Consider the following 25,544-nt stretch of genomic DNA (forward strand, 5'->3'; position numbering starts at 1 on the left):
AACTTGTTTACATATCATGAACTTCAGGGGTGGAGAGTAAAATGATACAAAAAACGTTTTTAATGGTCAAACCAGACGGGGTACAAAGAAGCATTATTGGTGAGGTTATTTCTCGCTTTGAGAAAAAAGGTTTTCAATTAGTCGGAGCTAAGCTTATGCATATTTCGCAGGAATTAGCTGAAACACACTACGGTGAACATAAAGAGAAACCTTTCTTCGGTGAGTTAGTGAAATTTATCACATCAGGTCCAGTTTTTGCTATGGTATGGGAAGGTGAAAACGTGATTTCAGTATCACGTCAAATGGTGGGGAAAACTAACCCTCAAGAAGCGCTTCCTGGAACTATTCGAGGTGATTATGGACTGATTGTTGATAAGAATATTATTCACGGCTCAGATTCACCAGAAAGTGCGGAGCGTGAAATCAGCTTATTCTTTGAAAGTGAAGAGCTGACTTTCTATAAAAAAGACGCAGACGCTTGGATTTACTAATTTAGATAGCGCAAGGAGACGAATGAATTTTCATTCGTCTTTTTTATTGTGTTTATACATAGGTCCTAGGCTATTGATTGCGAATATCTCTCTACATAAACATTTTCACAATGTATTCCGATATATTAATTAAGAAGATAAGCGTATATAAAGGTTTTATTTCCTTATACGTCTAACATAAACGTATAGAAATGAGAAAGGAGAGTCGAAAATGATAGACGAATACGACGCGTTTGTGGAGAAAATAAAAATAAAAACAGGCATTGATTTATCACTATATAAGCAGTCTCAAATGAAACGCCGCCTCACCTCCCTTTATGAAAAAAAAGGTTTTTCTAGTTTTTTTGAATATTATCGAGCGATGAGCAGTAACAGCGAACTGCTTGAGGAGTTTTTAGATCGGATGACGATTAACGTTTCAGAGTTTTATCGTAACTATCAGCGGTGGGATATATTGGAGCAAAAAATTTTACCGGCTCTTGTAAAAGGAAAAACAGACCTGAAAGTGTGGAGCGCTGCCTGTTCAACAGGGGAAGAGCCATATACACTAGCGATGGTTTTATCAACATTGTTTCCTCTTTCGCGTATTTCTATATTAGCGACTGATTTGGATGAAAAAGTGATAGAAAAAGCAAAAATAGGCTTTTATGATGAACGTTCACTTCAGGAGATGCCTGTTTCGATGAAAAATAAGTACTTTCAAAAAAGAGGAACCGGGTACTTATTAGATGAAAAAATCAAAAAAACAGTTGTTTTTCAGAAACATAACTTACTGTCAGACTCTTTTCCAAAAAACGTTGACTTGATTGTTTGTCGAAATGTGCTTATTTATTTTACAGATGAAGCAAAGCATGCTTTATATGAAAAATTTAGCAGAGCTTTAGCACCTGGCGGCATCTTATTTGTAGGTAGCACAGAGCAGGTTTTTACTCCGCAAAAGTATGGATTTGAAACGGCTGATACGTTTTTTTACAGAAAAGTAAAGACCATTTAATCGAGACAACCTGAAGCGGTTTCTTAAAAGCTGAGGTGAAACTTTTTGTACATTCTTATGTTATAGTATGGTATAGTCATATTTAAAAATGGAAAAATTCTGACGAATAATACATATTAAGCGGAGGTACGATTATGCGATATTTAACAGCAGGAGAATCACATGGTCCACAATTGACTACTATTTTAGAGGGTGTTCCCGCCGGGCTTCCTTTAACAGCCGAAGACATCAATACAGATTTAGCGCGAAGACAAAAAGGTCATGGTCGCGGAAGACGTATGCAAATTGAAAAAGATCAAGCGGAAATTTTAAGCGGTGTCCGCCACGGCTATACGCTAGGATCTCCTATTACGTTAGCGGTAGAAAATAACGACTGGAAACACTGGACAAAAATTATGGGCATCGAGCCAATTTCTGAAGAAGAATCAGAAGAAGTAAAGCGTAAAATCTCAAGACCAAGACCAGGGCATGCCGATTTAAACGGCGCTATTAAATATGGTCATCGCGATATGAGAAATGTATTAGAACGTTCTTCAGCTCGCGAAACAACTGTAAGGGTAGCAGCAGGTGCTGTCGCTCGTCAAATCCTTGCTCAGTTCGGGATTTCTGTAGCTGGACATGTATTAGAAATTGGCGGCGTACAGGCAAATCCGCCTCAATACAAAAGCTTAGAGGAACTTCAAGAAGTCACTGAAGCTTCTCCAGTAAGATGTTTTGACTCAGCTGTTGAGAAAGACATGATGCAAGCAATCGATGATGCTAAGAAAAATGGCGATTCTATCGGAGGCGTAGTAGAAGTTATTATTGAAGGCGTGCCAGCAGGAGTAGGCAGCTATGTTCATTACGATCGTAAATTAGATGCGAAGATTGCTGCAGCTGTTATGAGCATTAATGCATTTAAAGGCGTTGAGTTTGGGATTGGATTTGAAGCGGCTCGCAGACCAGGAAGCGAAGTTCATGACGAAATTCTATGGGATGAAAAGAACGGGTATACCCGTAAAACAAACAACTTAGGCGGCTTTGAAGGCGGCATGACAACAGGTATGCCAATTGTAGTACGCGGAGTAATGAAGCCTATTCCAACGCTTTACAAGCCGTTAAAAAGTGTTGATATTGAAACAAAAGAAGCCTTCGAGGCAAGCATCGAACGTTCAGACAGCTGCGCTGTGCCGGCGGCAAGCGTTGTAGCAGAAGCCGTTGTAGCTTGGGAATTGGCTGATGCGCTAATCGAACAGTTTGGACAAGACCGAATTGATTTAATTGCTGAAAATATTGAGAAAATGCGTGCACATGCGAGGGAGTTTTAATGTTGCAAATTGATATTCAAACTTTATCCAAAACATATCCTCTTTATTTAGGAAATGGATTAATTGAAAAGCTGCCTTCTATTATCGAGAGTGTAAAACCTAATCTGTCGTCCGTGTTAATCATCACCGATTCAGCTGTAGATTCATATTATGGAGAAGCGGTTGTAAAAGCGATCGATACAAAGTTTAAAGTGGCTAAATACGTAGTGCCAAGCGGTGAACATGCAAAGTCATTTCAACATTACTACGATTGTCAGACATTTGCGCTCGAACAGCAGCTTGACCGCAATGCGCTCGTTATTGCTTTTGGCGGAGGGGTAGTAGGCGATTTAGCTGGATTTGTAGCCGCTACTTATATGAGAGGAATTTCTTTTATTCAAGTGCCAACGACGCTTCTTGCTCACGATAGTGCTGTAGGCGGTAAAGTAGCCATTAATCATGAGCTTGGAAAAAATATGATTGGTGCTTTTTATCAGCCTGAAGCGGTTGTTTATGATATTGATCTTCTTAAAACGCTTCCCGAAAGAGAGTGGCGTTCCGGTTTTGCAGAAGTGATTAAACACGCTTTTATTCACGATGAAGAATTTTATAAATGGCTTCAGCAAAATATACAATCGCTGACTGATTTAAAAGATGAAAAATTAATTTATGCTATTCAAAACGGTATTTTAGTCAAAGCATCTGTTGTAAAAGAAGATGAGACAGAAGCTGGCGTTCGCGCTCATCTGAACTTTGGACATACGCTAGGGCATGCGATCGAAGCGGAGTGCGGCTATGGAAAAATCAGTCACGGAGAAGGCGTAGCGATTGGTATGCTGTTTGCTATGAAAGTCAGCAATGTTCTTGAAAAAAGTCAGTTCTCTGTGGACGACATTGCGAAATGGTTTGAAAAATTTGGCTACAAGACGTCTGTCCCAAACCATCTTTCAGCTGAAAAACTGCTTGTAAGAATGAAAGCGGACAAGAAGTCTAAATCAAGCAATGTTCACATGGTACTGCTTGAAGGCATAGGCAAACCTTTTGTTCAACAAGTAGAAGATGAAGTGATTCTTAAACTGCTGAATGAAGAGCTTAAAGCTTAGTTTCGTCTAAAGTCAAGTAGATAGTAGTTGACAAATGAATTTGAAACGTACTACAATTGGTAACAAGTTAGTTTAGAGATTTTAGTTATGAGAAAACAATAGACAGTTTAGTTGAGATTAGGGTAGACGAGAATGAGACAGTTGAGCAGAGTTTAGTTGAGTGAATTTTACCATTCGTATACCCAAAGGCCCATTTTTGATGTGTCTTTGGGTTTATTTATTATATCCTCTTTTATATAACCTCATCTATTCTCATTCTCCATGAAATGGAGGATTGAAAGATATGACGAACACGTATACTTCTTTTTTAGAAGACTCTACAGAGTATTTAACCATTCCAATTATAAAAAAAATATTTATCGATAGCATGACACCTGTTGATCTTTTTCAACAAGTAAAAGATGAAGCCGTATATTTGCTTGAAAGTAATGATGAATCATCACCATGGTCCAATTATTCTTTTATTGGCTTAAATCCATTTTTGTATGTTGAGGAAGAAAACGGAAGCTATCTAGCAAAAAACAAGCAGCTTCAGCCTATGCTGCAAGGAGACAGCTTTAAAGAGGTGTTTTGTAAAATTCAGCAAGAGCTGAAAGTGAAAGTACCAGACCTTGCACTTCCTTTTAAAGGAGGAGCAGTAGGGTTTATCAGCTACGACGCCGTATCGCAAATTGAAAAAGTGAACGTACATGCCCAAAATGATTTGAACATGCCTACTTTTCACTTTATCTATTGTCAAACGATGCTTGCGTACAATCATCAAACAAAAGAGCTTATGGTGATTCACTACATTCAGCTTAATGAGCAAGACAAAGAGCAGCAGAAAAAAGAAAAATACCGTGAAGCTCTAGCAGAGATCAATAGATATGTTGAAAGAATAGCGCAGACGGTGAAAGAAAAGCCAATGATGTTTGAAAGCGAGCAGCGCGAAGTTAGCTTTGAAGGCGTGACATCGTCATACCAAAAAGATAAATTTGTGCAAGATGTGGAAAAAATTAAGGAATACATTAAAAGCGGAGATGTTTTTCAAGCCGTATTGTCGCAGAGATTTCAAATTGATACGACCGTAGCTGGATTTGATATTTACAGAGTATTGCGATTAGTTAATCCCTCTCCTTATTTATTTTACGTGAAAGTAAAAGGCGTGGAGCTAATTGGAAGTTCTCCTGAGCGGTTGATTCAAATTGAAAACGGCCATTTAGAAATTCATCCGATTGCAGGAACGAGAAGACGTGGCAGGGATGCAGAAGAAGATGCGCGCTTATACGAAGACTTAATTAACGATGAAAAAGAGCGGGCAGAACACTATATGCTCGTGGACTTAGCAAGAAATGACATCGGCCGAGTTGCACAGTATGGAAGTGTCCAAACACCAGTATTAATGCAGCAGGTTAACTTTTCGCACGTCATGCACTTGATTTCTAAAGTGACAGGGCGCCTTGACGAAAAAGTACATCCCATTGATGCGCTGCTTTCTGCATTTCCAGCGGGTACCGTATCTGGCGCTCCAAAAGTGCGAGCGATGCAAATCTTAAATGAAATTGAACCAGTGGCGCGAAATGTATATGCTGGAACCGTAGCATATCTCGGATTTGATGGAAACATTGATTCGTGCATTGCGATTCGGACCATTCTTTTGAAAGATCAGACCGCTTATATCCAGGCTGGAGCAGGAGTGGTTGCTGACTCAAAACCGGAGCTTGAGTGGAAAGAAACCCGCAATAAAGCTAGCGCTTTAATCAAAACAATTCAATTAGCCCAAGACATCTACGATAAAAAGGAGGATGTATATGTTTAAAGAATTGTTAAAAAAGTGTTTGCGCGGTGAGTCACTTTCAGCGGAAGAAGCAGAAAAAATTATGAATGATATTATGAACGGTAAAGTCCCGGCAGCTCAAATTGCTAGCGTACTAACCATCTTAACGTACCGAGGAGAAACCGTCGATGAAATTGTTGGTTTTGTCCGAGGTATGAAAAATAATATGAATGCTATTTCTCTAGAAGAATTAAACGTAGTAGATACATGCGGTACCGGAGGAGACGGGGCCTCTACGTTTAATATCTCAACGGCTAGTGCAATTGTGGCATCTGCTGCGGGAGTAAAGGTTGCGAAACATGGGAATCGAGCCGTATCTTCTAAAAGCGGAAGCGCCGACGTGTTAGAACATCTGGATATATGGATTCAAGGAAATGAAAAAGAAGTGAAAAATGCGGTGGCTGACCTCAATATGTCCTTTTTATTTGCGCCGCTTTATCACCCTGCTATGAAACACGTTGCTGCTACTCGAAAGGAATTAGGATTTAGAACGGTTTTTAATGCATTAGGTCCATTAGCAAACCCTACTAACTGCACAAAGCAAGTAATTGGCGTTTATTCCATTGAGCTTGCACGAAAATTAGCAGAAGCGCTTGTTGTACTGGGAGCTAACCACGTCCTTCTGGTTGCGGGCAGAGACGGTTTAGATGAAATCAGTGCCACGGCTGTAACGGATGTTGTAGAAGTACAGGGCAATGTCATTACAGAATATACGCTTGCACCAGAGGATGTACACTTACAGAGAGGGAAGCTTGAAGACTTAGTGGTAGAAGATGCGAAATCGAGTGCCGAGCTTATTGAATCGCTATTTTTAAATAAAAGCAATGTAACTGCTAAAAACGCAGTCGTATTAAACTCTGCTGCAGCTATTTACGTTAGCGGAAACGTTTCTACTTTTGAAGAAGGAGTAGCTGTAGCTTTAGAAACAATTGAATCAGGTGCTGCATACACACAATTACAACGATTGAAATCGAAAAAGGTGGTTGAACATGCTCAATAAAATTATTGAAACAAAAAAAGAAGAAATTCAAAACTTACAGTTACCCGAACAGCAAAATGTTGCAAAACGATCATTCTTAGACGCTTTATCAAATCCGAATCGAGAGCTGGCTCTTATTGCAGAAGTGAAAAAAGCTTCTCCTTCCAAAGGATTAATAAAAGAGAATTTTCAGCCTGTGGAAATTGCTAAAGCCTACGAGAAAGGGAAAGCAGATGCTTTGTCTGTGTTAACAGATCAGCACTATTTTCAAGGAAACCGAACGTTTTTAAGTGACATTAAACAGCATGTCTCTATCCCTGTGCTTCGCAAGGATTTCATCATTGATTCCATTCAAGTGGAAGAAAGTGCAAGAATCGGTGCTGATGCTATTTTACTCATTGGAGAAGTACTTGAACCATTAAAATTGCAAGAGCTTTATCTTCAAGCTGCTGAAAAAGAGTTAGATTGTTTAGTAGAAGTGCATTCTCTAGAAACGCTTGAAAAGCTGCTAGCTGTATTTACCCCGAAGATTATTGGTATTAATAATCGAAATCTTCACACGTTTGAAACCAGCGTGCAACAGACCAAAGAAATAGCCAAGCATGTTCCGAAAAATCAGCTGCTAGTGAGTGAAAGCGGAATTTACTTATACGATGATGTTTCCTACGTAAAAGAAGCGGGAGCAAAAGCTATTTTAGTAGGGGAATCGCTTATGAGACAGGATAATCAAACCAAAGCGATTGAAAAGCTGTTTGGGGAAAGTGAATATGCTCATTAAGTACTGTGGTATTCGATCAAAACAAGATATAGCTTTAATCGAAAAGTCGGCTGCTACTCACATTGGCTTTATTTTCTATCCTAGAAGTAAACGATATGTAAAGCCTGAACGAGTAAATGAGTTTGTAACGGATGAAATAAAAAAACAAGTCTCGCTAGTAGGGGTATTTGTTAATACACCGGTAGATCAAATACTTGAAATTGCCTCCGTAACAAATTTAGATGTAATTCAGTGCCACGGGCAAGAAACAGCTGCGGACGTACGTCGGTTAAAGCAGCGTGGATATGAAGTATGGAAAGCGCTCCCTCACAATAAAGAAACGGTGCAGCAAATGCATGTATATGAAAAGGCTGACGGGTATGTAATTGATAGCAAGGTTAAAGAACAATTTGGAGGAACGGGCGTCGCTTTTGATTGGAGTTTCGTTCCTCAGTATGAATCAGCTGCCCAAAGGTTAGGTAAAAAATGCTTTATTGCTGGAGGAATCAATGCTTGTAACATTGAGAACTTGTTACCCTACAAGCCTGGGGCGATTGATATTTCTGGCGGTATTGAAACAAATGGAACGAAGGACTATACAAAAATTATAGAGATTGAAAGGAAGATCATACTATGACATACAATCATCCTGATGAATTTGGCCGCTTTGGTGAATTTGGCGGAAAATACGTACCTGAAACATTAATGAAGCCACTTGAAGAAGTAGAAGCAGCTTTGAATCAAGCAATGAAAGATCCGGCATTTAAAGATGAGTATCTATCCTTACTTGTTAACTACTCTGGGCGACCAACAGCTTTAACATATGCTGATAATATTACCGAAACGCTCGGCGGGGCAAAAATTTATTTGAAACGTGAAGACTTAAATCATACGGGTGCTCACAAAATCAATAATGCCATTGGACAGATTTTACTTGCTAAACGTATGGGAAAAACAAAAATTATTGCTGAAACAGGAGCGGGTCAGCACGGGGTAGCCACAGCTACAGTAGCTGCAAAGTTCGGAATGGAATGTAAAGTATTCATGGGAGAAGAAGATATTGAACGTCAGGCGTTGAACGTCTTTCGCATGAAGCTTCTAGGAGCGGAAGTCATTCCTGCAACTTCTGGGACAAAAACGCTAAAAGATGCAACAAATGAAGCAATCCGCTACTGGGTTCAACATTGCGAAGATCATTTTTACTTAATTGGTTCGGCCATTGGACCGCACCCTTATCCTAAAATGGTTCGAGATTTCCAAAAAATTATTGGAGAAGAAGCAAAAGAACAGTTTACAGCGGTAGAAGGCAAACTTCCGAATGCTGTCGTGGCATGCGTCGGAGGCGGCAGTAATGCAATCGGAATGTTTTATGATTTTATTAAAGAAGAAAATGTACGCTTGATCGGCGTAGAAGCAGGAGGGAAAGGACTAAATACAGCCCTCCATGCTGCTAAAATGGCTAAAGGCACAAAAGGTGTTATTCACGGAACGCTCACGTATTTACTTCAAGATGAAAATGGTCAGATTACAGAGCCTTATTCTATTTCAGCAGGTTTGGATTATCCAGGTATCGGTCCAGAGCATTCTCACCTTTCATCTATTGGACGAGTAGAATATGAAAGTGTAACGGATGATGAGTCAATCGAAGCTCTTCAGCTGCTGGCGAAAACAGAGGGAATCATCCCGGCTATTGAGTCCGCCCATGCGTTGGCAAAAGCATTTGAACTGGCCAAAAGCATGACGAAAGAAGAAACCATTTTAATTTGCTTGTCAGGTCGAGGAGATAAGGACGTTCATACATTAGTAAACTTGCTAGAAGGGAAGGAAGAAGAACATGAATACGTTTGAAGCGAGACTACCTAAACATGAAACATTGTTTATTCCATTTATTACGGCAGGAGATCCTCATGAAGATGCAACGGTGGAAATTGCTTTGTCTTTGCAAAAGCAAGGTGCTTCTATTTTAGAGCTGGGCGTACCATATTCTGACCCTTTAGCAGATGGTCCAATTATTCAAGAGGCGTCTAAAAGAGCTTTATCTGGCGGCATGTCTATTTCAAAAGCCATTAAGCTTGTATCGGTGATGAGAAAAAAAGGTGTGAAAATACCGGTAATTCTCTTTACCTATTTTAATCCTGTGTTACAATTAGGTTTAGAATCCTTTTTCGCGTTAATGCGAGAAAATGAAATAGATGGAGTGCTAATTCCGGATTTACCGTACGAAGAGAGTGGCCGTATCCGAGAGCTTGCCGCTGAAAATGAAGTTGCCTACATTTCAATGGTTGCTCCTACATCTAAAGAGCGTATCCAAAAAATCGCTGCAGATGCAACGGGCTTCTTATATTGCGTGTCGTCTTTAGGCGTTACTGGGGTTCGCTCTACGTTGCCAGCTGATATTGGCACCTTTTTAGAAGATGTGAAAGCAGCAGCTTCTATACCGGTTGCCGTCGGTTTTGGGATTTCAACAAGTGAACAAGTAGAGGTATTAAAAGAACATAGCGACGGCATTGTAATTGGAAGTGCAATTGTTAATAAAATTGGCCAGCTTGAACAAGTTCTTTTAAATAAGGATACACGCCGAGACGGATTAAATCAAATTGAGGAGTATGTTGCATCCATCGTTTCGCCTATACAAAAATGCGAGGTGTAACACGTTGAAGGTAAAAGAACAATTACTAACTTTATCTCCATATAAACCAGGTAAGCCAATTGAAGAAGTAAAGCGTGAATTTAATTTAGATCGCGTTGTAAAATTAGCGTCTAATGAAAATCCTTACGGCAGTTCTGCTTTAGTAAAAGAGGCGATTGCTGCAGAAATCGAAAATATGGCGCTTTATCCAGACGGCTATGCAGCTGAACTGCGTGCAGCAGTAGCAAAGCACGTAGGCGTAGTGCAAGATCAGCTGATTTTTGGAAATGGGTCTGATGAAGTCATTCAAATTATTTGCCGAGCTTTGCTATCGGCTGATACCAATACTGTCATGCCGACGCCGTCATTTCCTCAATATAAGCACAATGCCGTAATTGAAGGCGCAGAAATTCGTGAAGTACCGCTGCGCGGCGGAGATCATGATTTACATGCTATGCTTCGTGCAATTGATGAAAATACGACAATTGTGTGGGTATGCAGTCCTAATAATCCAACGGGAACGTATGTGAAGGGCGATGAGTTAATTTCTTTTATGAAACAAGTTCCTAAGCATACATTAATCGTTATGGATGAAGCCTATTTTGAGTATGCAGCAGATCAAGCCGACTATCCGGATACGGTAGAGTTTTTGAATGAATACGAAAACTTAATTGTACTTCGCACATTTTCAAAAGCATACGGCTTAGCTTCTTTGCGCATTGGTTACGGTATTGCAAACGAATCATTGCTACAAAAAATTGAGCCGGCTCGTGAACCTTTTAATACAAGCCGCATGGCTCAAAAAGCAGCAATCGTTGCTCTTGAAGACCAAGCGTTCATTGAAGAGTGTAAAAAGAAAAATGAAGAAGGTTTGCAGCAATACTATGCTTTCTGTGATAAGAATGGCTTAAACTATTATCCGTCTTTCACTAATTTTGTTCTAATCGATTTTGGCCGTCAAGGCGATGAAGTGTTTCAATTTTTATTGCAACGCGGATTTATTGTTCGTTCAGGGAATGCATTAGGCTTCCCAACTTCCGTTCGTATTACAGTGGGAACAAAAGAACAAAATGAACAAATTATTGAATTGCTTCAGCAGTTTGTTAACCAAGCAGCAGCGAAAGCTTAATACCTAATATAGTAAAAGATGAGAGTGTGATTTCACACTCTCATCTTCATATGTACAATGAGGTGAAGGAAAGTGAAAGAAAATGTTTTTGTTATAGGTTTGGGGTTAATTGGAGGATCGCTGGCACTTAATATAAAAAAGACGCATCATCATCTTGATGTAATAGGTTTTGACATTAATCAAGAGCAGCTGGAGCTTGCCAAAACTCTAGGTGTAATTGACCAAGCGGCTTCTTCTTTACAACAAGGCGCGGAGCAAGCGGATTATATTGTTATTGCCATTCCGGTCACTCAAGCAGCAGAAGTGCTAAAACAGTTAGAATATTTTACGCTTAAACAGTCTGTTATCGTCACAGACGTAGGAAGTACAAAAGAAGAGGTCGTGAAAACAGCGGGAGCTCTTATTGCTAAAGGTATTGAGTTTATCGGCGGTCACCCAATGGCTGGGTCTCATAAAAGCGGAGTAGCTGCTTCTAAAGCTCATTTGTTTGAAAATGCAATGTATGTATTAACACCTTCATCTTCTACTTCTTCGCAGGCTTTAGGCAGTTTAAAGGAATTGCTAAGTGGTACAAAAGCTAAAATTATTGTGATGTCACCAAAAGAACATGATAAATTAGCGGGTGTCATCAGCCATTTTCCTCATATTATTGCTGCAAGCCTTGTTCATCAAGCAGAATATTACCAACAAGACAACCAGCTAGTTTCGCAGCTTGCAGCTGGAGGGTTTCGTGATATTACACGTATTGCTTCAAGCAGTCCAGCGATGTGGAGAGATATCTTGCTTCATAACCAGGATGCGCTTCTTTCAATGTTTGACCACTGGCTTGAAGAAATGAACGACGTGCGAAATATGATCGAACGAAAAGACGCGAACGATATCTATACATATTTTTCACAAGCAAAACAATTTAGAGATCAGCTTCCTGTACGAACCAAAGGAGCGATTCCATCCTTTTATGATCTCTATGTGGATGTTCCTGACTATCCGGGGATTATTTCAGAAGTAACGGGTTATTTAGCAGAAGATGAAATCAGTATTACAAACATTCGAATTTTAGAAACACGAGAAGACATATACGGAGTATTACGTTTGAGCTTTCAAACAGAGGAAGATAGAAAGCGGGCAAGAGCGTGTCTCCATCAGCATCAATATCAGACGTTTATTTCTTAATGTACGAAAGGTGTGAATGAAATGAGTGGAAAACAATTAAAAACTAATCTTTCATCTCTCCAAGGAGAAATTTCTATTCCTGGAGATAAATCGATTTCTCACAGAGCTGTGATGTTCGGAGCGATGGCAGAAGGGAAAACAACGATTAATCATTTTTTAGCAGGGGAAGATTGCTTAAGTACGATTTCGTGTTTTGAAAAGATGGGCGTATCGATTAAAAGAGAAGACGAGTATGTCGAAGTAGAAGGTAAAGGTATCGAAGGGTTAAGTGAACCTGCTTCTATCTTAGATGTAGGAAATTCAGGAACGACTACTCGTTTAATGCTTGGGATTCTTGCAGGTGTGCCATTTCATACGTCTCTAATTGGAGATGAGTCGATTGCCAAGCGTCCTATGAGCCGCGTTACGGTGCCCCTGCGCTCTATGGGTGCAAAGATTGATGGGCGTGAGCACGGCCAATATACGCCTTTATCCACTCGAGGAGGAGCTTTAAAAGCAATTCATTACCATTCTCCTGTAGCAAGTGCACAAGTAAAATCAGCGATTTTACTAGCGGGACTTCATGCGGAAGGCACAACAAAAGTAACCGAGCCTTTTACATCACGGGACCATACAGAGCGTATGCTTCGCGCCTTTGGAGTAGACGTAGAGGTAGATGGAACGACTGTAAGCATTGAAGGAGGACAATCTCTGCGCGGAACGGATGTATACGTACCTGGTGACATTTCTTCAGCCGCGTTCTTTCTTGTTGCAGGAGCCATTGTTCCAAACAGCCGAATCGTTTTGAAAAACGTCGGACTCAACCCTACAAGAACAGGTATTATTGATGTGCTTCAGCAAATGGGTGCACGCCTTACAATTTCTAATGAACGTATTCAAAATGGAGAGCCTATTGGCGATTTGACGATTGAAACGTCTCAGTTGAAAGGGATTGAAATTGGAGGGGATGTAATTCCTCGTTTAATTGATGAAATTCCAGTAATCGCTCTTTTGGCGACTCAGGCCAATGGGAAAACAGTTATTAAAGATGCCGAAGAATTAAAAGTAAAAGAAACGAACCGTATCGATACGGTTGCAACGGAGTTAAGCAAGCTCGGTGCCTCTGTTACTCCAACAGCTGATGGCCTCATCATTGAAGGCAAGGCGGCTCTAAAAAGTGGTGAAGTAGACAGCTATGGAGATCATCGAATTGGAATGATGCTTGCGGTCGCAGCAGCCATTGCAACGGGAGAGGTAACACTAATGAGAAGTGAAGCTATTCACGTCTCCTATCCTACTTTCTTTGAAGATCTTGATAAACTAAGCGAATAAGAAAGAGGCTGGAACAAGCGCATTTTGGTTGAAGGAAAATCCGAACGATGAATTGATATTCTTAATAGAGAATCAAACTCGTTCGGATTTTTATTCGAAAAATGTAAGCGTATTCAAATTGATTTGTTGAACAAACGCTCAAACTATTTTATCATGGTGTATAGAAGCATGTGTTCTTGCTTCGGTTTGAAAAGAATAGAAAATTAATTCGTTTTATTTGTATATAAAAAGTGAATGTAATAATAAAGGAGAATTGTGTGTGAAAGAACTAGACCGCGCGATAGGTTACGTAGAATCCAATGAAATTGAAAAAGGTCTTGCCCTTATTCATGAATTGAAAGATAAAGCTACAGACGAAGAAAAATTTTTAATGGCTGAACAGCTTCAAGAGTGGGGACTAGTAAATGATGCGCTGCCTTTAATAGACGAGCTCATCGCTAAATACCCAGAAGAAGGCGAGCTGTATTTATTAAAAGCTGAAATGCTTATCGATTTAGAAGAAGAAGAAGAAGCGATTCATATTTTAAATCAAATTAGCAGCGAAGATGATAACTACGTGCCAGCTCTGCTTCTTGTAGCTGACTTATATCAAATGCAAGGCCTTAGTGAAGTAAGTGAGCAAAAGTTAATGGAAGCGAAAAAAATGCTTCCAAATGAGCCGGTTATAGATTTTGGGCTCGGTGAATTTTACAGCAGTCAAGGAATTTATCAAAAGGCGATTCCTTTTTATCAAACGCTGCTAAAAACAGAAAAAGAATTTAACGGCACAGATCTTCGTCAGCGATTAGCTGAAAGTTTAGCAGGTATCGGTCAGTTCGAAGAAGCGCTTCCTTACTTTGATCAAGCGCTAAAAGATAAGCTTGAGATTAACACACTATTTGAATATGCGATTTCAGCGTATCAAGCAGGTCATTATCAGACCGCTATTGAAAAGTTCACAGAACTAAAAGAGCTAGACCGTGAGTACCATTCTCTTTATTTATATTTAGCAAAATCATATGAGCATGAAGAGATGCTAGAAGAGGCTGCGGTGGCTGTTAACGAAGGTATTGCGCAGGATGAATTTCAAAAAGAACTTTACTTTTTTAAAGGGAAGATAGCATTAAAGCGCGGTCTAGAAGAAGAGGCTGAATCGGCATTTCAACAAGCGATTGCACTAGATCCAGGGTATATTGAAGCCATTTTAACTCTCTCTAAACTTTATATGAGTCAAGAGAGATATGAAGATGTAGTAGAGAATATCGAGCACGCCAAAGAATATAATGAGCATGACCCTCATTTTGAATGGGATTTAGCAAAAGCTCACCAAGAATTAGAAAATTATGAAGCAGCGCTAAAATACTACGAATCTGCATACACTGTTTTTAAAGAAGAGTATGGGTTTTTAGAAGAGTATGGCTACTTCTTATTAGAAGAAGGACAGCGCTCGAAAGCGAAGGGGATTTTCCAAGCCTTATTAGCAATGGATCCAACAGTAGATGAAATTCAAGACATATTATTTCAATTAGAAGAATAAATAATAGTTCAGAGGATTTTATTGCTGCCGTGTGGAATAAATAACTGTAAAAGGTGTTTTAACTGAGAGTTTAAACACAGAGGAGGGAAGTGAGAATATGACGACCCCTGTTACTGTCAACGAGAAAAAAGAATTTGTTCGCTGGTTTTTAACGAATTATCAGCTGAAGCGAAGAGAATGTGTATGGATTTTAAATTATTTGATGAGCCATGATCAATTGATGAAACGAGTTCACTTCGTTGAGCAAGCACAGTTTTGTCCTCGCGGGATGGTGATGTCTACGCACTGTGTGGAAGACCCTCCATTTCGTTTCTATAAAGAAAATATCATGACAACTGATGCAGAAAAATCATTTCATGATATTCGTTTGAATCGAGAAGAAGACATTTATATTCAATTAAACTTCCGATCGTTGTATTCATCGCCTCAATATGTGGCTGTACTGGAAGACAATCCGTATATGCCAAAAGCTAATCAAACAAATGAAAAAGACAGAGTATTAGCTGAGCAAATATTGGAAGAATCTATTCAGAAGTTTCAGCGATCAAAAATCATGGAACTAATTGATAAAGCATTAGATGAAAACGATAAAGAGGAATTTCAGCGCTTAAGCGAATATTTAAATAACCATTATGTACAGTAGATAAATGAGGGATTGGCTAGCTTCTTAGAAAAAGGTCAATCTCTTTTTTTATCTCCTTATTCATTTTGGAAAATAAATAAGACAAGCTTTAGCGGGCTTGCTGAGAGGAGAAGGAAGTTGAAGCTTCAGGCCAAGGAAATGGATGTATACTTACAATCCAAAAGTTATGTTGATACTGTATTGGTTCCACTCATTCCGATTGATTTCGGAGAAGATTTAAAGCTTACTGCATCTATGAGTGAATATACGACTGCTCTTACTGAAGAGTTAGAGAGGCAATTTAAAGGAAGAGTGATTTTAACACCTAGTTTTACATATTTAAAAAAAGATGGAGTAGCTGCTGTTTATGAAACATTACTTCGTTGGAATGAGCATATAAATGACAATGAAGTCAAACATCTTTTTGTGCTTACTAGCGACCGAGACTGGCTGCAATATGAAAAAGAAATAGGGGCTCACTGCATTTGGATACCTGCTTTACCGCTTGAGCATATAGACGAGTCGCATAAGTATACGCTCATACATGAACAAGTTCAACAGCTCCTGCCGATTTTTTTAGAGAAATGGAGTGTTTAAAAAGACTGTAGAATAAGTAATGGAAGCGCAAACAAAATAATGACGAAAAATTTAGAAAAATAAAGATTATTTCCATGTTTTAGGTTTTTATTGTATTGACCTTCCAGAAATATTAATATATCATGATTATGTCCTAGTTTAATAGAATGGTCCATCATGTGTCCAAAATTCTCTGGACTGAACTTTTTTAAAGGGGGGAAAAGCATGGGTGATCGGGTATCAAGACGACAGTTTTTAAACTATACGCTCACTGGTGTAGGGGGATTTATGGCTGCTGGAATGTTAATGCCAATGGTGCGCTTCGCAGTAGATCCAATTTTAGAAAAAGAAGCGGGTCAGGATTTAGTAGCTGTGGCGCAGGTTAAAGACATTACAAAAGAGCCGAAACGTGTCGATTTTAAAATCAAGCAAGTGGATGCGTGGCATAAATCAGAAGAGCCAAGATCGGCTTGGGTGTACAAAACTGATAAAGGTGAAATCGTCGCGCTGTCACCAATTTGTAAGCATTTAGGCTGTACGGTTAACTGGGCTGGTGACAAAAACTATCCACACCGTTTCTACTGCCCTTGTCATGGGGGAATGTATGAAAAAAGCGGTAAAAATGTACCGGGGACACCACCGATGGGACCGTTAGATGTATACGTTCAAAAAGTAAAAGGCGGTACGTTATATCTAGGAAAAGCCAAACCACAAGGAGGGGCATAGAAAATGTTGAATAAAATCTATGACTGGGTGGATGAACGGCTAGATATTACTCCTTTATGGCGAGATGTGGCCGATCATGAAGTGCCAGAGCACGTAAATCCTGCACATCACTTTTCAGCATTTGTGTATTGTTTTGGTGGATTAACGTTTTTTGTTACCGTTATTCAAATTTTATCAGGCATGTTTTTAACCATGTATTATGTACCAGATATAAAAAATGCATGGGAATCCGTTTATTATCTGCAAAATGAAGTCGCTTTCGGACAAATTGTTCGAGGTATGCATCACTGGGGAGCAAGTTTGGTTATCGTCATGATGTTTTTACATACACTGCGTGTTTTCTTCCAAGGAGCATACAAAAAACCCCGCGAGTTAAACTGGATTGTGGGTGTGTTAATTTTCTTTGTTATGTTAGGTTTAGGTTTTACAGGTTATTTGTTGCCGTGGGATATGAAAGCGCTATTTGCAACGAAAGTAGGTTTGCAAATTGCTGAATCCACACCAATTATAGGCCAGCAAGTGAAGACATTACTCTCAGGACATCCAGACATCGTTGGTGCTCAAACACTAACTCGCTTTTTCGCCATTCACGTATTCTTTTTACCCGGAGCTCTACTTGGCTTAATGGGTGCCCACTTCTTAATGATTCGTAAACAAGGAATTTCAGGACCACTATAAAATTTTATACACTTTATTCAAGTATTCAATCACACTAGTCATCATATGCATCAAGCACATACTCCGTTGTTAGTACTTTCACTAGAACAGTGAGAAAAAGGAGGGAGAACATGCATCGTGGTAAAGGGATGAAGTTTGTTGGAGATTCACGTGTTCCTGCAGAACGAAAACCCAATATTCCAAAAGATTACTCTGAATTTCCAGGGAAAACAGAAGCATTCTGGCCAAACTTTTTACTAAAAGAATGGATGGTAGGGGCAGTTTTTTTAATCGGTTATCTATGTTTAACCATCGCTCATCCATCTCCTCTTGAACGTATTGCCGATCCGACTGATACGGGGTACTTGCCTCTTCCTGACTGGTATTTTTTGTTCCTATATCAATTGCTTAAATATTCATTTGCTTCTGGTCCATATAATATTATAGGTGCATTTATTATTCCAGGGATTGCATTTGGCGCATTAATGCTTGCTCCGTTCATTGATCGAGGGCCAGAAAGACGACCAGCTAAGAGGCCGTTTGCAACAGGATTCATGCTTTTGGCTATAGCAGCAGTCTTTTTCCTAACGTGGCAGTCAGCGACACAGGTGGATTGGAAAGCGCGTGAAGAGCAAGGGAAAATTAGAGAAGAAGTAGCGATTGACAAAAATTCAGAAGGCTACAAAATCATGCAAGAGCAAACGTGCTTGACCTGTCATGGTGATAATTTACAAGGAGGCCCTGCGGCTCCAGCTTTAACAGGAATTGATTTATCTCCTGAAGAAATCGCCAATATCGCAAAAAATGGTAAAGGCAATATGCCAAAAGGTGTTTTCAAAGGTTCAGATAAAGAATTGAAAACGCTCTCGGAATTTGTCGGCAACTTAGGGAAAGAATAGTAAAAATCAGCCAAAGGGCTGGTTTTTTTTTTGAATTTATTTAATGCTGTGTTTTACATCAATAAGATAGGTGCTTGCTATTGTTCAAAAACTGTACATAATAAAGAAGAGATTAAATGTAAAGGAGACTTTCTAAATGGCTTGGTTATGGTATACCTTAAAAGATAAGCGTTTTTTAACGCTTTTGCTGATTGTGAATATACTAGGAACAATCTATGGATATATTTGGTATGGAAGTCAATTAGCGGAAACACCTAAGAAGTTTTTATTATTTGTGCCTGATAGTCCAACGGCAAGCTTGTTTTTTGTTATTGTACTTATCGGTCTTTTACTTGGAAAGCATTTTTCACTGTTTGAAGCTTTAGCCATGATCACGCTGTTTAAATACGGGATTTGGGCCGTCATAATGAATGTATTGGTCTATGTGTTAACAGGATACATTGATTGGATGATGCTTATGTTAATGGCTTCTCATGCAGCAATGGCTTTTCAAGGGCTTTTATACGTGCCGTTTTACCGGATTAAATTATGGCATTTAGCTGTTGCCGCTGTATGGGCCGTACATAATGATATCATTGATTACGTTTTTTCTATGATGCCAAGATACAGCATGCTCAATGCGTATATGTCTGAAATTGGCTATTTTACATTTTGGCTAAGTATTTTATCTATTTTCATTACATACTGGTTCACAGTTCGTGCTTCTTCGAAAAAACAGCTATAAAAATTTTTTGAAATAGGTGCACGAAACGAGCTCTCTTTTTCTAAGATATAGTAGGCTATATTTAAGTATGAGGTGAGTGACTGTGAAGGAAACCAAACGAGAGCTTCATCCGTCCGTTGTGGAATTTAAACAATTTGTAAAATCACATCCAAAATTAGTAGAACAGGTTCGAAAGCAGCAAAAAACGTGGAAAGAGTTTTATGAAGATTGGTATTTATTCGGTGCAGAAGATCCAATGTGGGAGGCATATCGTTCAGAAGAAAGTGCAAAGACTGAACCAGCTGCTGCGACAGAGGAGAAAAAAGATATTATGGGTACAATTGTATCCTCGCTGAAAAACATGGACTTGAATCAAATGCAAAATCATATCACAAATGTAAATTCAGCTATTTCGAATATTCAACAAGTACTGCAGCAATTTCAGCCATCTAAGCCATCCGGTGGAGGAGCAGCTTCCGGGCCAGGGAATCCATTTGGCTTTAGGAAAGATTAAACGCAATGAGAAAAGATATATACGAGTATATGCAGTCTCGTCCTAAACTCAACGACTTTGTTCGTGAACAGCCAATGTGGTACCGGCGTTTATCTAGAAATCCTGAAGAACTGGAGAAATTTGAATTAGAATCTAAGCACTACTACAAACAAACGATTCCTCATAAAGTCGAAAAGTTTTCGAATTCGATTCAAATGGCAAACATGATGTTTCATATGTTTCAGTCCATGAAAAATCAATGATCTCTGCATACATAGCGATGCAGAGATTTTTGCACGTCATGAGTAAAAACAAAGAGTTTGTAAACACTATGGAGAAACGAATGATAAAGGAATGGTATTATGCGCTTACTATTAACGACGGCCTTATGTGTAGTTTCTCTGCTAGGATGCAACCATGATAAACCAAAACCTGAAACTAAAATTTCCTCTCAACCGCGGGCAGCTGAAACGTTTGGTACAATGAATACAAAACCTTCACTGATGGTACACCAGCATGTGAAAGGACAGAATGTATACGTCGAATGTATTCTAAGCGGGTTTTCATTTTCAACAGAGAGTGGATTCCTTCAAATTACAGTAGATGGAAAACCATTTAAAGAAATGAAGCAAGCAGCCTTTGTTTTAAGTGATCTTTCAAAAGGATCTCATACTGTTACGATTGAACTGATGAAATCTAAAGAAGAAAGTTATCAAGTGAGGAATACCTTTACGGTTGAAATTATATAGTTAAAAAGTAGAACTTGTAGTAAATCAGTGTAAGCTGTTTTAGCAAGTTCTTTTTCTTTAGATCCAAAACGTGATAAGATAAAAACGGAGGTGCACAGCCATGCTGACAACAATGAGAACTGTTGAATTACTCGATGAGTCTGATCACGTAGCGAACATGGTGCTACAATCAGACGTAGCCGAGAACTATCGTCAATGTTTATATAGATTAAATAAAGATTCACATGCACAGGCATTAATTGCTGAATTTGTGAAAATAAAGGAACAGTATGAGGATGTTCAGCGATTTGGAAAATATCATCCTGATTATAAAACCATTACGAGACAAGTACGTGATGTAAAGCGTCAAGTTGATTTACACGCGACAATCGCTGCGTTCAAAAAAGCAGAAAGTGAATTACAAAAGCTGCTTGATGAAATTAGCGTTATCCTTGGTCAAGCTGTTTCAGAGCATGTGAAAGTACCAACGGGAAATCCGTTTTTTGATACGGGAAGCAGCTGCGGCGGTGGCTGCGGATCTGGTGGAAGCTGTGGGTGCAGCGCATAAGCCGTTCACTGTATAAATCGAACGCAATCAGCACAGGAATTTCCGCAGCAGGCCATTTTACGCTGTGGAACGTAAAACCTGTGCTGATAAACATAAGTAAGATGCTGACTTCTGACAAAAGTTGAGCGCCACGTAGCATTTGTATTGGATGTAGCAAAAATAGATGAAGCTTCTAGAAGCTCATCTATTTTTCTACGCTTAATTGATGTGTTTATATACAAAAAGGGTATATTTGTGATTTTTTTGAAAATGACTTGTTCAATAGCTCTCTGCTCGTTAAAATGAGTAAGAAAGAACATCCAGATATCATCTAAATTCATACATAAAGCACCTACTTCATATAAAAGAATTTATGATAAAGAAAACCAATATAACGTATGCAAAAGGGGAACTAAATATGTTTGTTGAACGTCAAGGAATTGTGGCGTATGTGCATTCTGTTAAGCAAGCAAAAGCATTGCGAAAGTACGGAAATGTACATTACGTATCTAAAGAATTAAAGTATGTTGTCTTATATTGCAACCAAGATGGCATTGAAAAAACAATCCATAAACTTCAGTCTCTACCTTTTGTGAAGAAAGTAGATCCTTCTTATCGGCCGTTTTTAAAAACAGAATTCGAAAATTCAAAGCCGGATAAGGCGAAGGAATATGACTATAAGATAGGAATTTAAACAAAAAAGGAATGTTATTTACATTCCTTTTTTTATTTTACTTGCCCTTCGTAAACGAATAGCCAGGGATCAGATGAGATTATTGCATTGGCGGAATAAAGCGGTTCATTCGCAAAATGCCAATAAGGTGCTGATAGTAGAGTGCTGTTTCTGGAAATGTAGTAGATGGTTTGACATCGAGTACCACAATTTCTTTTCCCGCTTCCTCAGCAGCTCGTTTAAATAACTCAACGCGCTTGCTGTCGTTTTGTTTTAAAACAATTCCTTCTCGGCAAACGTAAAGCGGTTGGAAATTCCCTTCAGCTGTTGGGTGCAAGACAGCGACAAAAGAAGCTACTTGTCGATCTTCTTTTACTGTTCGCAGCATAATAAGATGAGCAAGACGGTGTTTGTTGCTTTTGACAATCTCTAACAGCTCATAAATATCTGAATACCCTTCTCCGAGCTCAATAAAACGCTGAATCATATGTATTTCCCCCTTTATGTATTAAAAAAGCAAACTCACGTAGTTTAATGTATCACTGAATATTTTAAGAGTAAATAAAAAAATCCCTACAACTACTCATTGTAGGGCCCTTCAATAAAGGGGTATAATCACCTCTGCGATTACAAGCACCTTGATGAAGGCAAAGGGAGAGGAGAAACCGGAGGAAGAACTTATGGGGAAACGTAAGTCTTCTCCGCGGTTGGCAACAACATCGGTTAGATGATGTTGTTACTAGTCAGTATGTCCGTTTTAAATGTTCATATACCTGTCTCGTGAAATTCACTTTTTAATACATAAAAGACTGATAACATAACAGAGAAAAAGGGTAAATTTACGTTTGTTATGACATATTAAAGTAAAGGAATTCTTCTATGAACGAAATGCCGAATAATCTTCATAGGTGTATCTTTTAGAAAAGAATCAGTGTATCTAAGGACACGGCTGTAAAAGTCCAGCATAAAAGCAAGCTGCTGGGTTATTGCACAGAATGTATACAGCATTGAATAAATTGAGGATTTTTGCTAGTCTTTGTAATTCAAAATATGTTAGGATAATGAAGAATAAGGAAGTAAAAGTAAGGTAGTGATAAGGATGAGAGTAGTAGCAGGTTTATATAAAGGCCATGCGTTAAAGGCGGTTCCAGGATACTCAACCCGCCCTACAACAGATAAGGTGAAAGAAGCTATTTTTAATATGATTGGACCGTTTTTTGAAGGTGGAACAGCTCTTGATTTGTTCGGTGGAAGCGGTGGCTTGGGAATTGAAGCTCTAAGCCGAGGAATAGATAAAGTCATTTTTGTGGATCGGGATGGCAAAGCGATTCAGACGATTAAAGCAAACTTAGCATCTTGCCGGTTAGAAGACCGCGCTGAAGTGTATCGAAATGATGCAGAACGTGCACTGAAAGCGATAAAGAAAAGGGAACTGACTGTCGATTTACTTTTGCTTGATCCACCGTATAAAGCACAAAAGTTGAAAGCGCTTATCGAAACGGTAAGTGAAGAAAACCTTCTAGCAAAAACAGGAATTATTGTAGCGGAGCATTCTCATGATATACATTTGGATAATGAGATTGGTTTATTTGAAAAAATAAAAAGCGAAACGTACGGTATCATTGGTGTTTCTATTTATACATACAAAAAAGAAGAATCAGTTGAATAAATCAATGAGCTGTTAGATGTAGAAAGGGGATACGTATGGGCAGTATAGCTGTTTGTCCAGGAAGCTTTGATCCAGTTACAAATGGGCATTTTGATATTATTAAACGAGGCGCAAATGTATTTGATACGATTTATGTGGTTGTTTTAAATAATTCTTCAAAAAGTCCTCTATTTACAGGGGAAGAGCGAGTAGCTTTGCTGAAAGAAGTAACAAAATCACTTCCTAATGTGGTAGTAGAGTCGTACAGCGGATTATTAATGGAATATGCAAAAGAAAAGCAGGCAAAGACCATTTTAAGAGGTTTACGTGCAGTATCGGATTTTGAGTACGAAATGCAAATTACATCTGTAAATCGCGTATTAGATAAAGAAATCGAAACGTTATTTATGATGACAAATAATCAATACTCGTTTTTAAGTTCTAGTATTGTAAAAGAAGTAGCTAAATATGGGGGGAATATTTCTGAATTAGTTCCTCCTCCTGTTAGAGAAGCGCTTGCGGAAAAATTTGAACAGCTGTCTCAAAAATAAGATAAAAAAGAACGTGACGTTTTCTTTGCCGATAAGAAAACGTCGCGTTCTTTTTTTACTGGGAACGATGAAGAAACGTTCGTTTTGAATATATATAAATATAGCAGCACAGCGTAAAAATCGTTAAAAGCGGACCGTACACGTTTAGCCACTGCGATAGAATCGTAACGGACTCCAAGTGAGAAAAAACCGGCAGTGCTCCTTCAGATGCTTGAAAAGTAGTAATGGATTCTCGAAGAGGACCCCATAGAAAGATAGTGAATACTACCGCAAAACAGCCGTGAAAAATGCGTGCAATAAAAAACGGGAAAAATCGAATATCTGTTTCGGCGAGTATGCTAGCCACTTGTGCTTGAACGGAGAAACCGCTGAAGCCTAATACAAAACTAACGATGATAATTTGATGAAACAGCAGCGTGTCTGGTGCTTCACTTGCTAGACGGCTTCCTAGTGTGATTTCAAAAAGCCCTGAAATAAAGGGAAGGCTCAGTTCAGGCCCTATATGACACAGGGAAAATAAATAAGCTAGACCGCTGCTTAAAACGGCCGTGATATGAGTAACATATAAAAGTTTGTTTAATACAGAAAATAAAATGATAAAACCGCCAATCATTAAGAGAGATTGAACAGCAGAAGTAACCGCATCTCCTAGAAGCTTCCCGATAGGACGCTTATCTTTTAAACGCGTTTTATGCATTTCATGAAAAGCTAACGATAAAGAAGGTTTTTGAGTTACTTGTCCTTTCGGTTTTGCTGATCCATAAAACCGCATCACCAATCCTACACAAATATTCCCTATGTAATGTGAGAGAGCTAATATGATACCGACAGCTGGATTGTGGAAAAAGCCAACTGCCACAGCTCCAAAAATAAAAATAGGGTTAGATGAGTTAGTAAATGATACGAGTCTTTCAGCTTCGATAGCTGTTAGCTGCTTTTCTTGACGCAGCCGGGAAGTGATTTTTGCACCTGAAGGAAACCCAGAAGCCATGCCCATTGCTAAAGCAAAACCCCCTACTCCAGGTACTCGGAATAAAGGCCTCATAAACGGCTCTAATAAGATCCCAATGAACTTCACTACGCCAAACCCAATAAGCATTTCTGAAACAATAAAAAAGGGCAGCAGAGAAGGAAAGACGACCTTCCACCATGTGTTGAGACCTCTTACTGAACCTTCTAGCGCTTCTTTTGGATATACAATAAGCGCAATAGCGAGAAGCGTTACGCTCGTCCCGAGCAGAAGTGTTTTCACCATTGATTTATTCAACGAACGATTCATCTCCTTTTCTAAGCTCACGTCATCTTGATATGAATGAAATGAGGAGTTTTAGGCGAATGTACAAGTTCTTCTATATATCAATATACGAAGCTATGCATCGACTTTATGCCTATGAGTAAGGAGAAAATAAATTCATATTGAATAAAAAGGCGTCTTGTCACATTTGGAAATACAATTCATATACATAAATCAATGCACTCCTAGGATAGTCAAGGAGTAAAAAAACGTATATGCAGCAAGCGAAGAGTAAGAATTTCT

The 25,544-nt window shown here is 39.0% G+C and carries 30 protein-coding genes; 27 read left to right on the plus strand and 3 right to left on the minus strand.

The window, feature by feature from the left end; all coding sequences use genetic code 11:
- The first annotated feature begins 41 nt into the window (after positions 1 to 41).
- The 24 genes from ndk to AC0C45_RS03090 all read left to right on the plus strand — a co-directional run bounded on the left by ndk (position 42) and on the right by AC0C45_RS03090 (position 21,156).
- Positions 42 to 491: a nucleoside-diphosphate kinase gene (gene ndk / locus AC0C45_RS02975; protein ID WP_013059010.1), complete on the plus strand. Its 450-nt coding sequence runs from the start codon at positions 42 to 44 to the stop codon at positions 489 to 491.
- A gap of 211 nt (positions 492 to 702) precedes the next feature.
- Positions 703 to 1,485, plus strand: a complete 783-nt coding sequence (locus AC0C45_RS02980; protein WP_237892930.1) for a CheR family methyltransferase — start codon at positions 703 to 705, stop codon at positions 1,483 to 1,485.
- Between the two features lie 134 nt (positions 1,486 to 1,619).
- Positions 1,620 to 2,792, plus strand: coding sequence for a chorismate synthase (aroC, locus tag AC0C45_RS02985; RefSeq protein WP_013059008.1), 1,173 nt, complete (start codon positions 1,620 to 1,622; stop codon positions 2,790 to 2,792).
- Positions 2,792 to 3,874: a 3-dehydroquinate synthase gene (gene aroB / locus AC0C45_RS02990; protein ID WP_034649081.1), complete on the plus strand. Its 1,083-nt coding sequence runs from the start codon at positions 2,792 to 2,794 to the stop codon at positions 3,872 to 3,874. The genes aroC and aroB overlap by 1 nt, the downstream gene beginning before the upstream one ends.
- Before the next feature lie 283 nt (positions 3,875 to 4,157).
- A complete protein-coding gene (gene trpE, locus AC0C45_RS02995; protein WP_016765469.1) occupies positions 4,158 to 5,672 on the plus strand; it encodes an anthranilate synthase component I in 1,515 nt (504 codons plus the stop codon).
- Entirely contained in the window at positions 5,665 to 6,690 is a 1,026-nt protein-coding gene (trpD, locus tag AC0C45_RS03000) for an anthranilate phosphoribosyltransferase (RefSeq protein WP_034649083.1), read from the plus strand. Before trpE ends, trpD begins: the two co-directional genes overlap by 8 nt.
- The gene (trpC, locus tag AC0C45_RS03005) at positions 6,680 to 7,447 is read left to right on the plus strand and encodes an indole-3-glycerol phosphate synthase TrpC (protein ID WP_016765468.1); all 768 of its coding nucleotides are present in this window, start codon (positions 6,680 to 6,682) and stop codon (positions 7,445 to 7,447) included. The genes trpD and trpC overlap by 11 nt, the downstream gene beginning before the upstream one ends.
- The gene (locus AC0C45_RS03010) at positions 7,437 to 8,063 is read left to right on the plus strand and encodes a phosphoribosylanthranilate isomerase (RefSeq protein ID WP_016765467.1); all 627 of its coding nucleotides are present in this window, start codon (positions 7,437 to 7,439) and stop codon (positions 8,061 to 8,063) included. Before trpC ends, AC0C45_RS03010 begins: the two co-directional genes overlap by 11 nt.
- On the plus strand, positions 8,060 to 9,274 hold the full coding sequence (trpB, locus tag AC0C45_RS03015; protein ID WP_013059002.1) for a tryptophan synthase subunit beta: 1,215 nt from the start codon (positions 8,060 to 8,062) through the stop codon (positions 9,272 to 9,274). The genes AC0C45_RS03010 and trpB overlap by 4 nt, the downstream gene beginning before the upstream one ends.
- Complete coding sequence (gene trpA, locus AC0C45_RS03020) at positions 9,261 to 10,076, plus strand: tryptophan synthase subunit alpha (protein WP_013084883.1); 816 nt, start codon at positions 9,261 to 9,263, stop codon at positions 10,074 to 10,076. The genes trpB and trpA overlap by 14 nt, the downstream gene beginning before the upstream one ends.
- 4 nt (positions 10,077 to 10,080) lie before the next feature.
- On the plus strand, positions 10,081 to 11,184 hold the full coding sequence (hisC, locus tag AC0C45_RS03025) for a histidinol-phosphate transaminase (RefSeq protein ID WP_257061289.1): 1,104 nt from the start codon (positions 10,081 to 10,083) through the stop codon (positions 11,182 to 11,184).
- A 72-nt stretch (positions 11,185 to 11,256) separates the two neighbouring features.
- Positions 11,257 to 12,357 (plus strand): prephenate dehydrogenase, encoded by a 1,101-nt coding sequence (locus AC0C45_RS03030; protein WP_034649092.1) that lies wholly within the window; start codon positions 11,257 to 11,259, stop codon positions 12,355 to 12,357.
- Between the two features lie 21 nt (positions 12,358 to 12,378).
- Entirely contained in the window at positions 12,379 to 13,668 is a 1,290-nt protein-coding gene (aroA, locus tag AC0C45_RS03035) for a 3-phosphoshikimate 1-carboxyvinyltransferase (protein WP_047930811.1), read from the plus strand.
- Between the two features lie 253 nt (positions 13,669 to 13,921).
- Positions 13,922 to 15,184 (plus strand): tetratricopeptide repeat protein, encoded by a 1,263-nt coding sequence (locus AC0C45_RS03040; protein WP_306437809.1) that lies wholly within the window; start codon positions 13,922 to 13,924, stop codon positions 15,182 to 15,184.
- Positions 15,185 to 15,281: 97 nt separating this feature from the next.
- The gene (locus AC0C45_RS03045) at positions 15,282 to 15,827 is read left to right on the plus strand and encodes a ReoY family proteolytic degradation factor (RefSeq protein ID WP_013058996.1); all 546 of its coding nucleotides are present in this window, start codon (positions 15,282 to 15,284) and stop codon (positions 15,825 to 15,827) included.
- Between the two features lie 117 nt (positions 15,828 to 15,944).
- Entirely contained in the window at positions 15,945 to 16,403 is a 459-nt protein-coding gene (locus AC0C45_RS03050) for a YpiF family protein (RefSeq protein WP_230586508.1), read from the plus strand.
- Positions 16,404 to 16,607: 204 nt separating this feature from the next.
- A complete protein-coding gene (locus AC0C45_RS03055; RefSeq protein ID WP_013058993.1) occupies positions 16,608 to 17,108 on the plus strand; it encodes a QcrA and Rieske domain-containing protein in 501 nt (166 codons plus the stop codon).
- Positions 17,109 to 17,111: 3 nt separating this feature from the next.
- On the plus strand, positions 17,112 to 17,786 hold the full coding sequence (qcrB, locus tag AC0C45_RS03060) for a menaquinol-cytochrome c reductase cytochrome b subunit (RefSeq protein ID WP_013058992.1): 675 nt from the start codon (positions 17,112 to 17,114) through the stop codon (positions 17,784 to 17,786).
- Between the two features lie 110 nt (positions 17,787 to 17,896).
- Positions 17,897 to 18,664: a menaquinol-cytochrome c reductase cytochrome b/c subunit gene (locus AC0C45_RS03065; RefSeq protein WP_013058991.1), complete on the plus strand. Its 768-nt coding sequence runs from the start codon at positions 17,897 to 17,899 to the stop codon at positions 18,662 to 18,664.
- Between the two features lie 136 nt (positions 18,665 to 18,800).
- Entirely contained in the window at positions 18,801 to 19,388 is a 588-nt protein-coding gene (gene lhaT, locus AC0C45_RS03070; RefSeq protein WP_047930810.1) for a lipoprotein heptaprenylglyceryl N-acetyltransferase LhaT, read from the plus strand.
- 82 nt (positions 19,389 to 19,470) lie between these two features.
- On the plus strand, positions 19,471 to 19,881 hold the full coding sequence (ylbD, locus tag AC0C45_RS03075; RefSeq protein WP_016765459.1) for a YlbD family protein: 411 nt from the start codon (positions 19,471 to 19,473) through the stop codon (positions 19,879 to 19,881).
- Between the two features lie 5 nt (positions 19,882 to 19,886).
- Positions 19,887 to 20,123 carry a YlbE-like family protein gene (locus AC0C45_RS03080; protein ID WP_013058988.1) on the plus strand — a complete coding sequence of 79 codons (237 nt, stop codon included), beginning with the start codon at positions 19,887 to 19,889 and terminating at the stop codon, positions 20,121 to 20,123.
- A gap of 99 nt (positions 20,124 to 20,222) precedes the next feature.
- Entirely contained in the window at positions 20,223 to 20,609 is a 387-nt protein-coding gene (locus AC0C45_RS03085) for a carbohydrate-binding protein (protein ID WP_095378770.1), read from the plus strand.
- A gap of 100 nt (positions 20,610 to 20,709) precedes the next feature.
- Positions 20,710 to 21,156 carry a YlbF/YmcA family competence regulator gene (locus tag AC0C45_RS03090; protein WP_016765457.1) on the plus strand — a complete coding sequence of 149 codons (447 nt, stop codon included), beginning with the start codon at positions 20,710 to 20,712 and terminating at the stop codon, positions 21,154 to 21,156.
- Between the two features lie 5 nt (positions 21,157 to 21,161).
- On the opposite strand, the gene AC0C45_RS03095 is transcribed toward AC0C45_RS03090, so the two are convergent.
- A complete protein-coding gene (locus tag AC0C45_RS03095) occupies positions 21,162 to 21,476 on the minus strand; it encodes a hypothetical protein (RefSeq protein ID WP_237892925.1) in 315 nt (104 codons plus the stop codon).
- Positions 21,477 to 21,553: 77 nt separating this feature from the next.
- On the opposite strand from AC0C45_RS03095, the gene AC0C45_RS03100 reads away from it, so the two are divergent.
- Positions 21,554 to 21,829, plus strand: a complete 276-nt coding sequence (locus tag AC0C45_RS03100) for a YlbG family protein (protein ID WP_013058985.1) — start codon at positions 21,554 to 21,556, stop codon at positions 21,827 to 21,829.
- Positions 21,830 to 21,908: 79 nt separating this feature from the next.
- On the opposite strand, the gene AC0C45_RS03105 is transcribed toward AC0C45_RS03100, so the two are convergent.
- The gene (locus AC0C45_RS03105; protein ID WP_013084871.1) at positions 21,909 to 22,295 is read right to left on the minus strand and encodes a DUF7147 family protein; all 387 of its coding nucleotides are present in this window, start codon (positions 22,293 to 22,295) and stop codon (positions 21,909 to 21,911) included.
- A gap of 612 nt (positions 22,296 to 22,907) precedes the next feature.
- Here AC0C45_RS03105 and rsmD point away from each other — a divergent pair.
- Positions 22,908 to 23,477: a 16S rRNA (guanine(966)-N(2))-methyltransferase RsmD gene (gene rsmD / locus AC0C45_RS03110; RefSeq protein WP_016765455.1), complete on the plus strand. Its 570-nt coding sequence runs from the start codon at positions 22,908 to 22,910 to the stop codon at positions 23,475 to 23,477.
- A gap of 35 nt (positions 23,478 to 23,512) precedes the next feature.
- Positions 23,513 to 24,007 (plus strand): pantetheine-phosphate adenylyltransferase, encoded by a 495-nt coding sequence (coaD, locus tag AC0C45_RS03115; protein ID WP_013058982.1) that lies wholly within the window; start codon positions 23,513 to 23,515, stop codon positions 24,005 to 24,007.
- Between the two features lie 55 nt (positions 24,008 to 24,062).
- Here coaD and ylbJ read toward each other — a convergent pair whose 3' ends face one another.
- On the minus strand, positions 24,063 to 25,274 hold the full coding sequence (gene ylbJ / locus AC0C45_RS03120) for a sporulation integral membrane protein YlbJ (RefSeq protein WP_034649115.1): 1,212 nt from the start codon (positions 25,272 to 25,274) through the stop codon (positions 24,063 to 24,065).
- Positions 25,275 to 25,544 lie beyond the last annotated feature (270 nt).

Source organism: Priestia sp. VA7 (genome assembly GCF_055710015.1).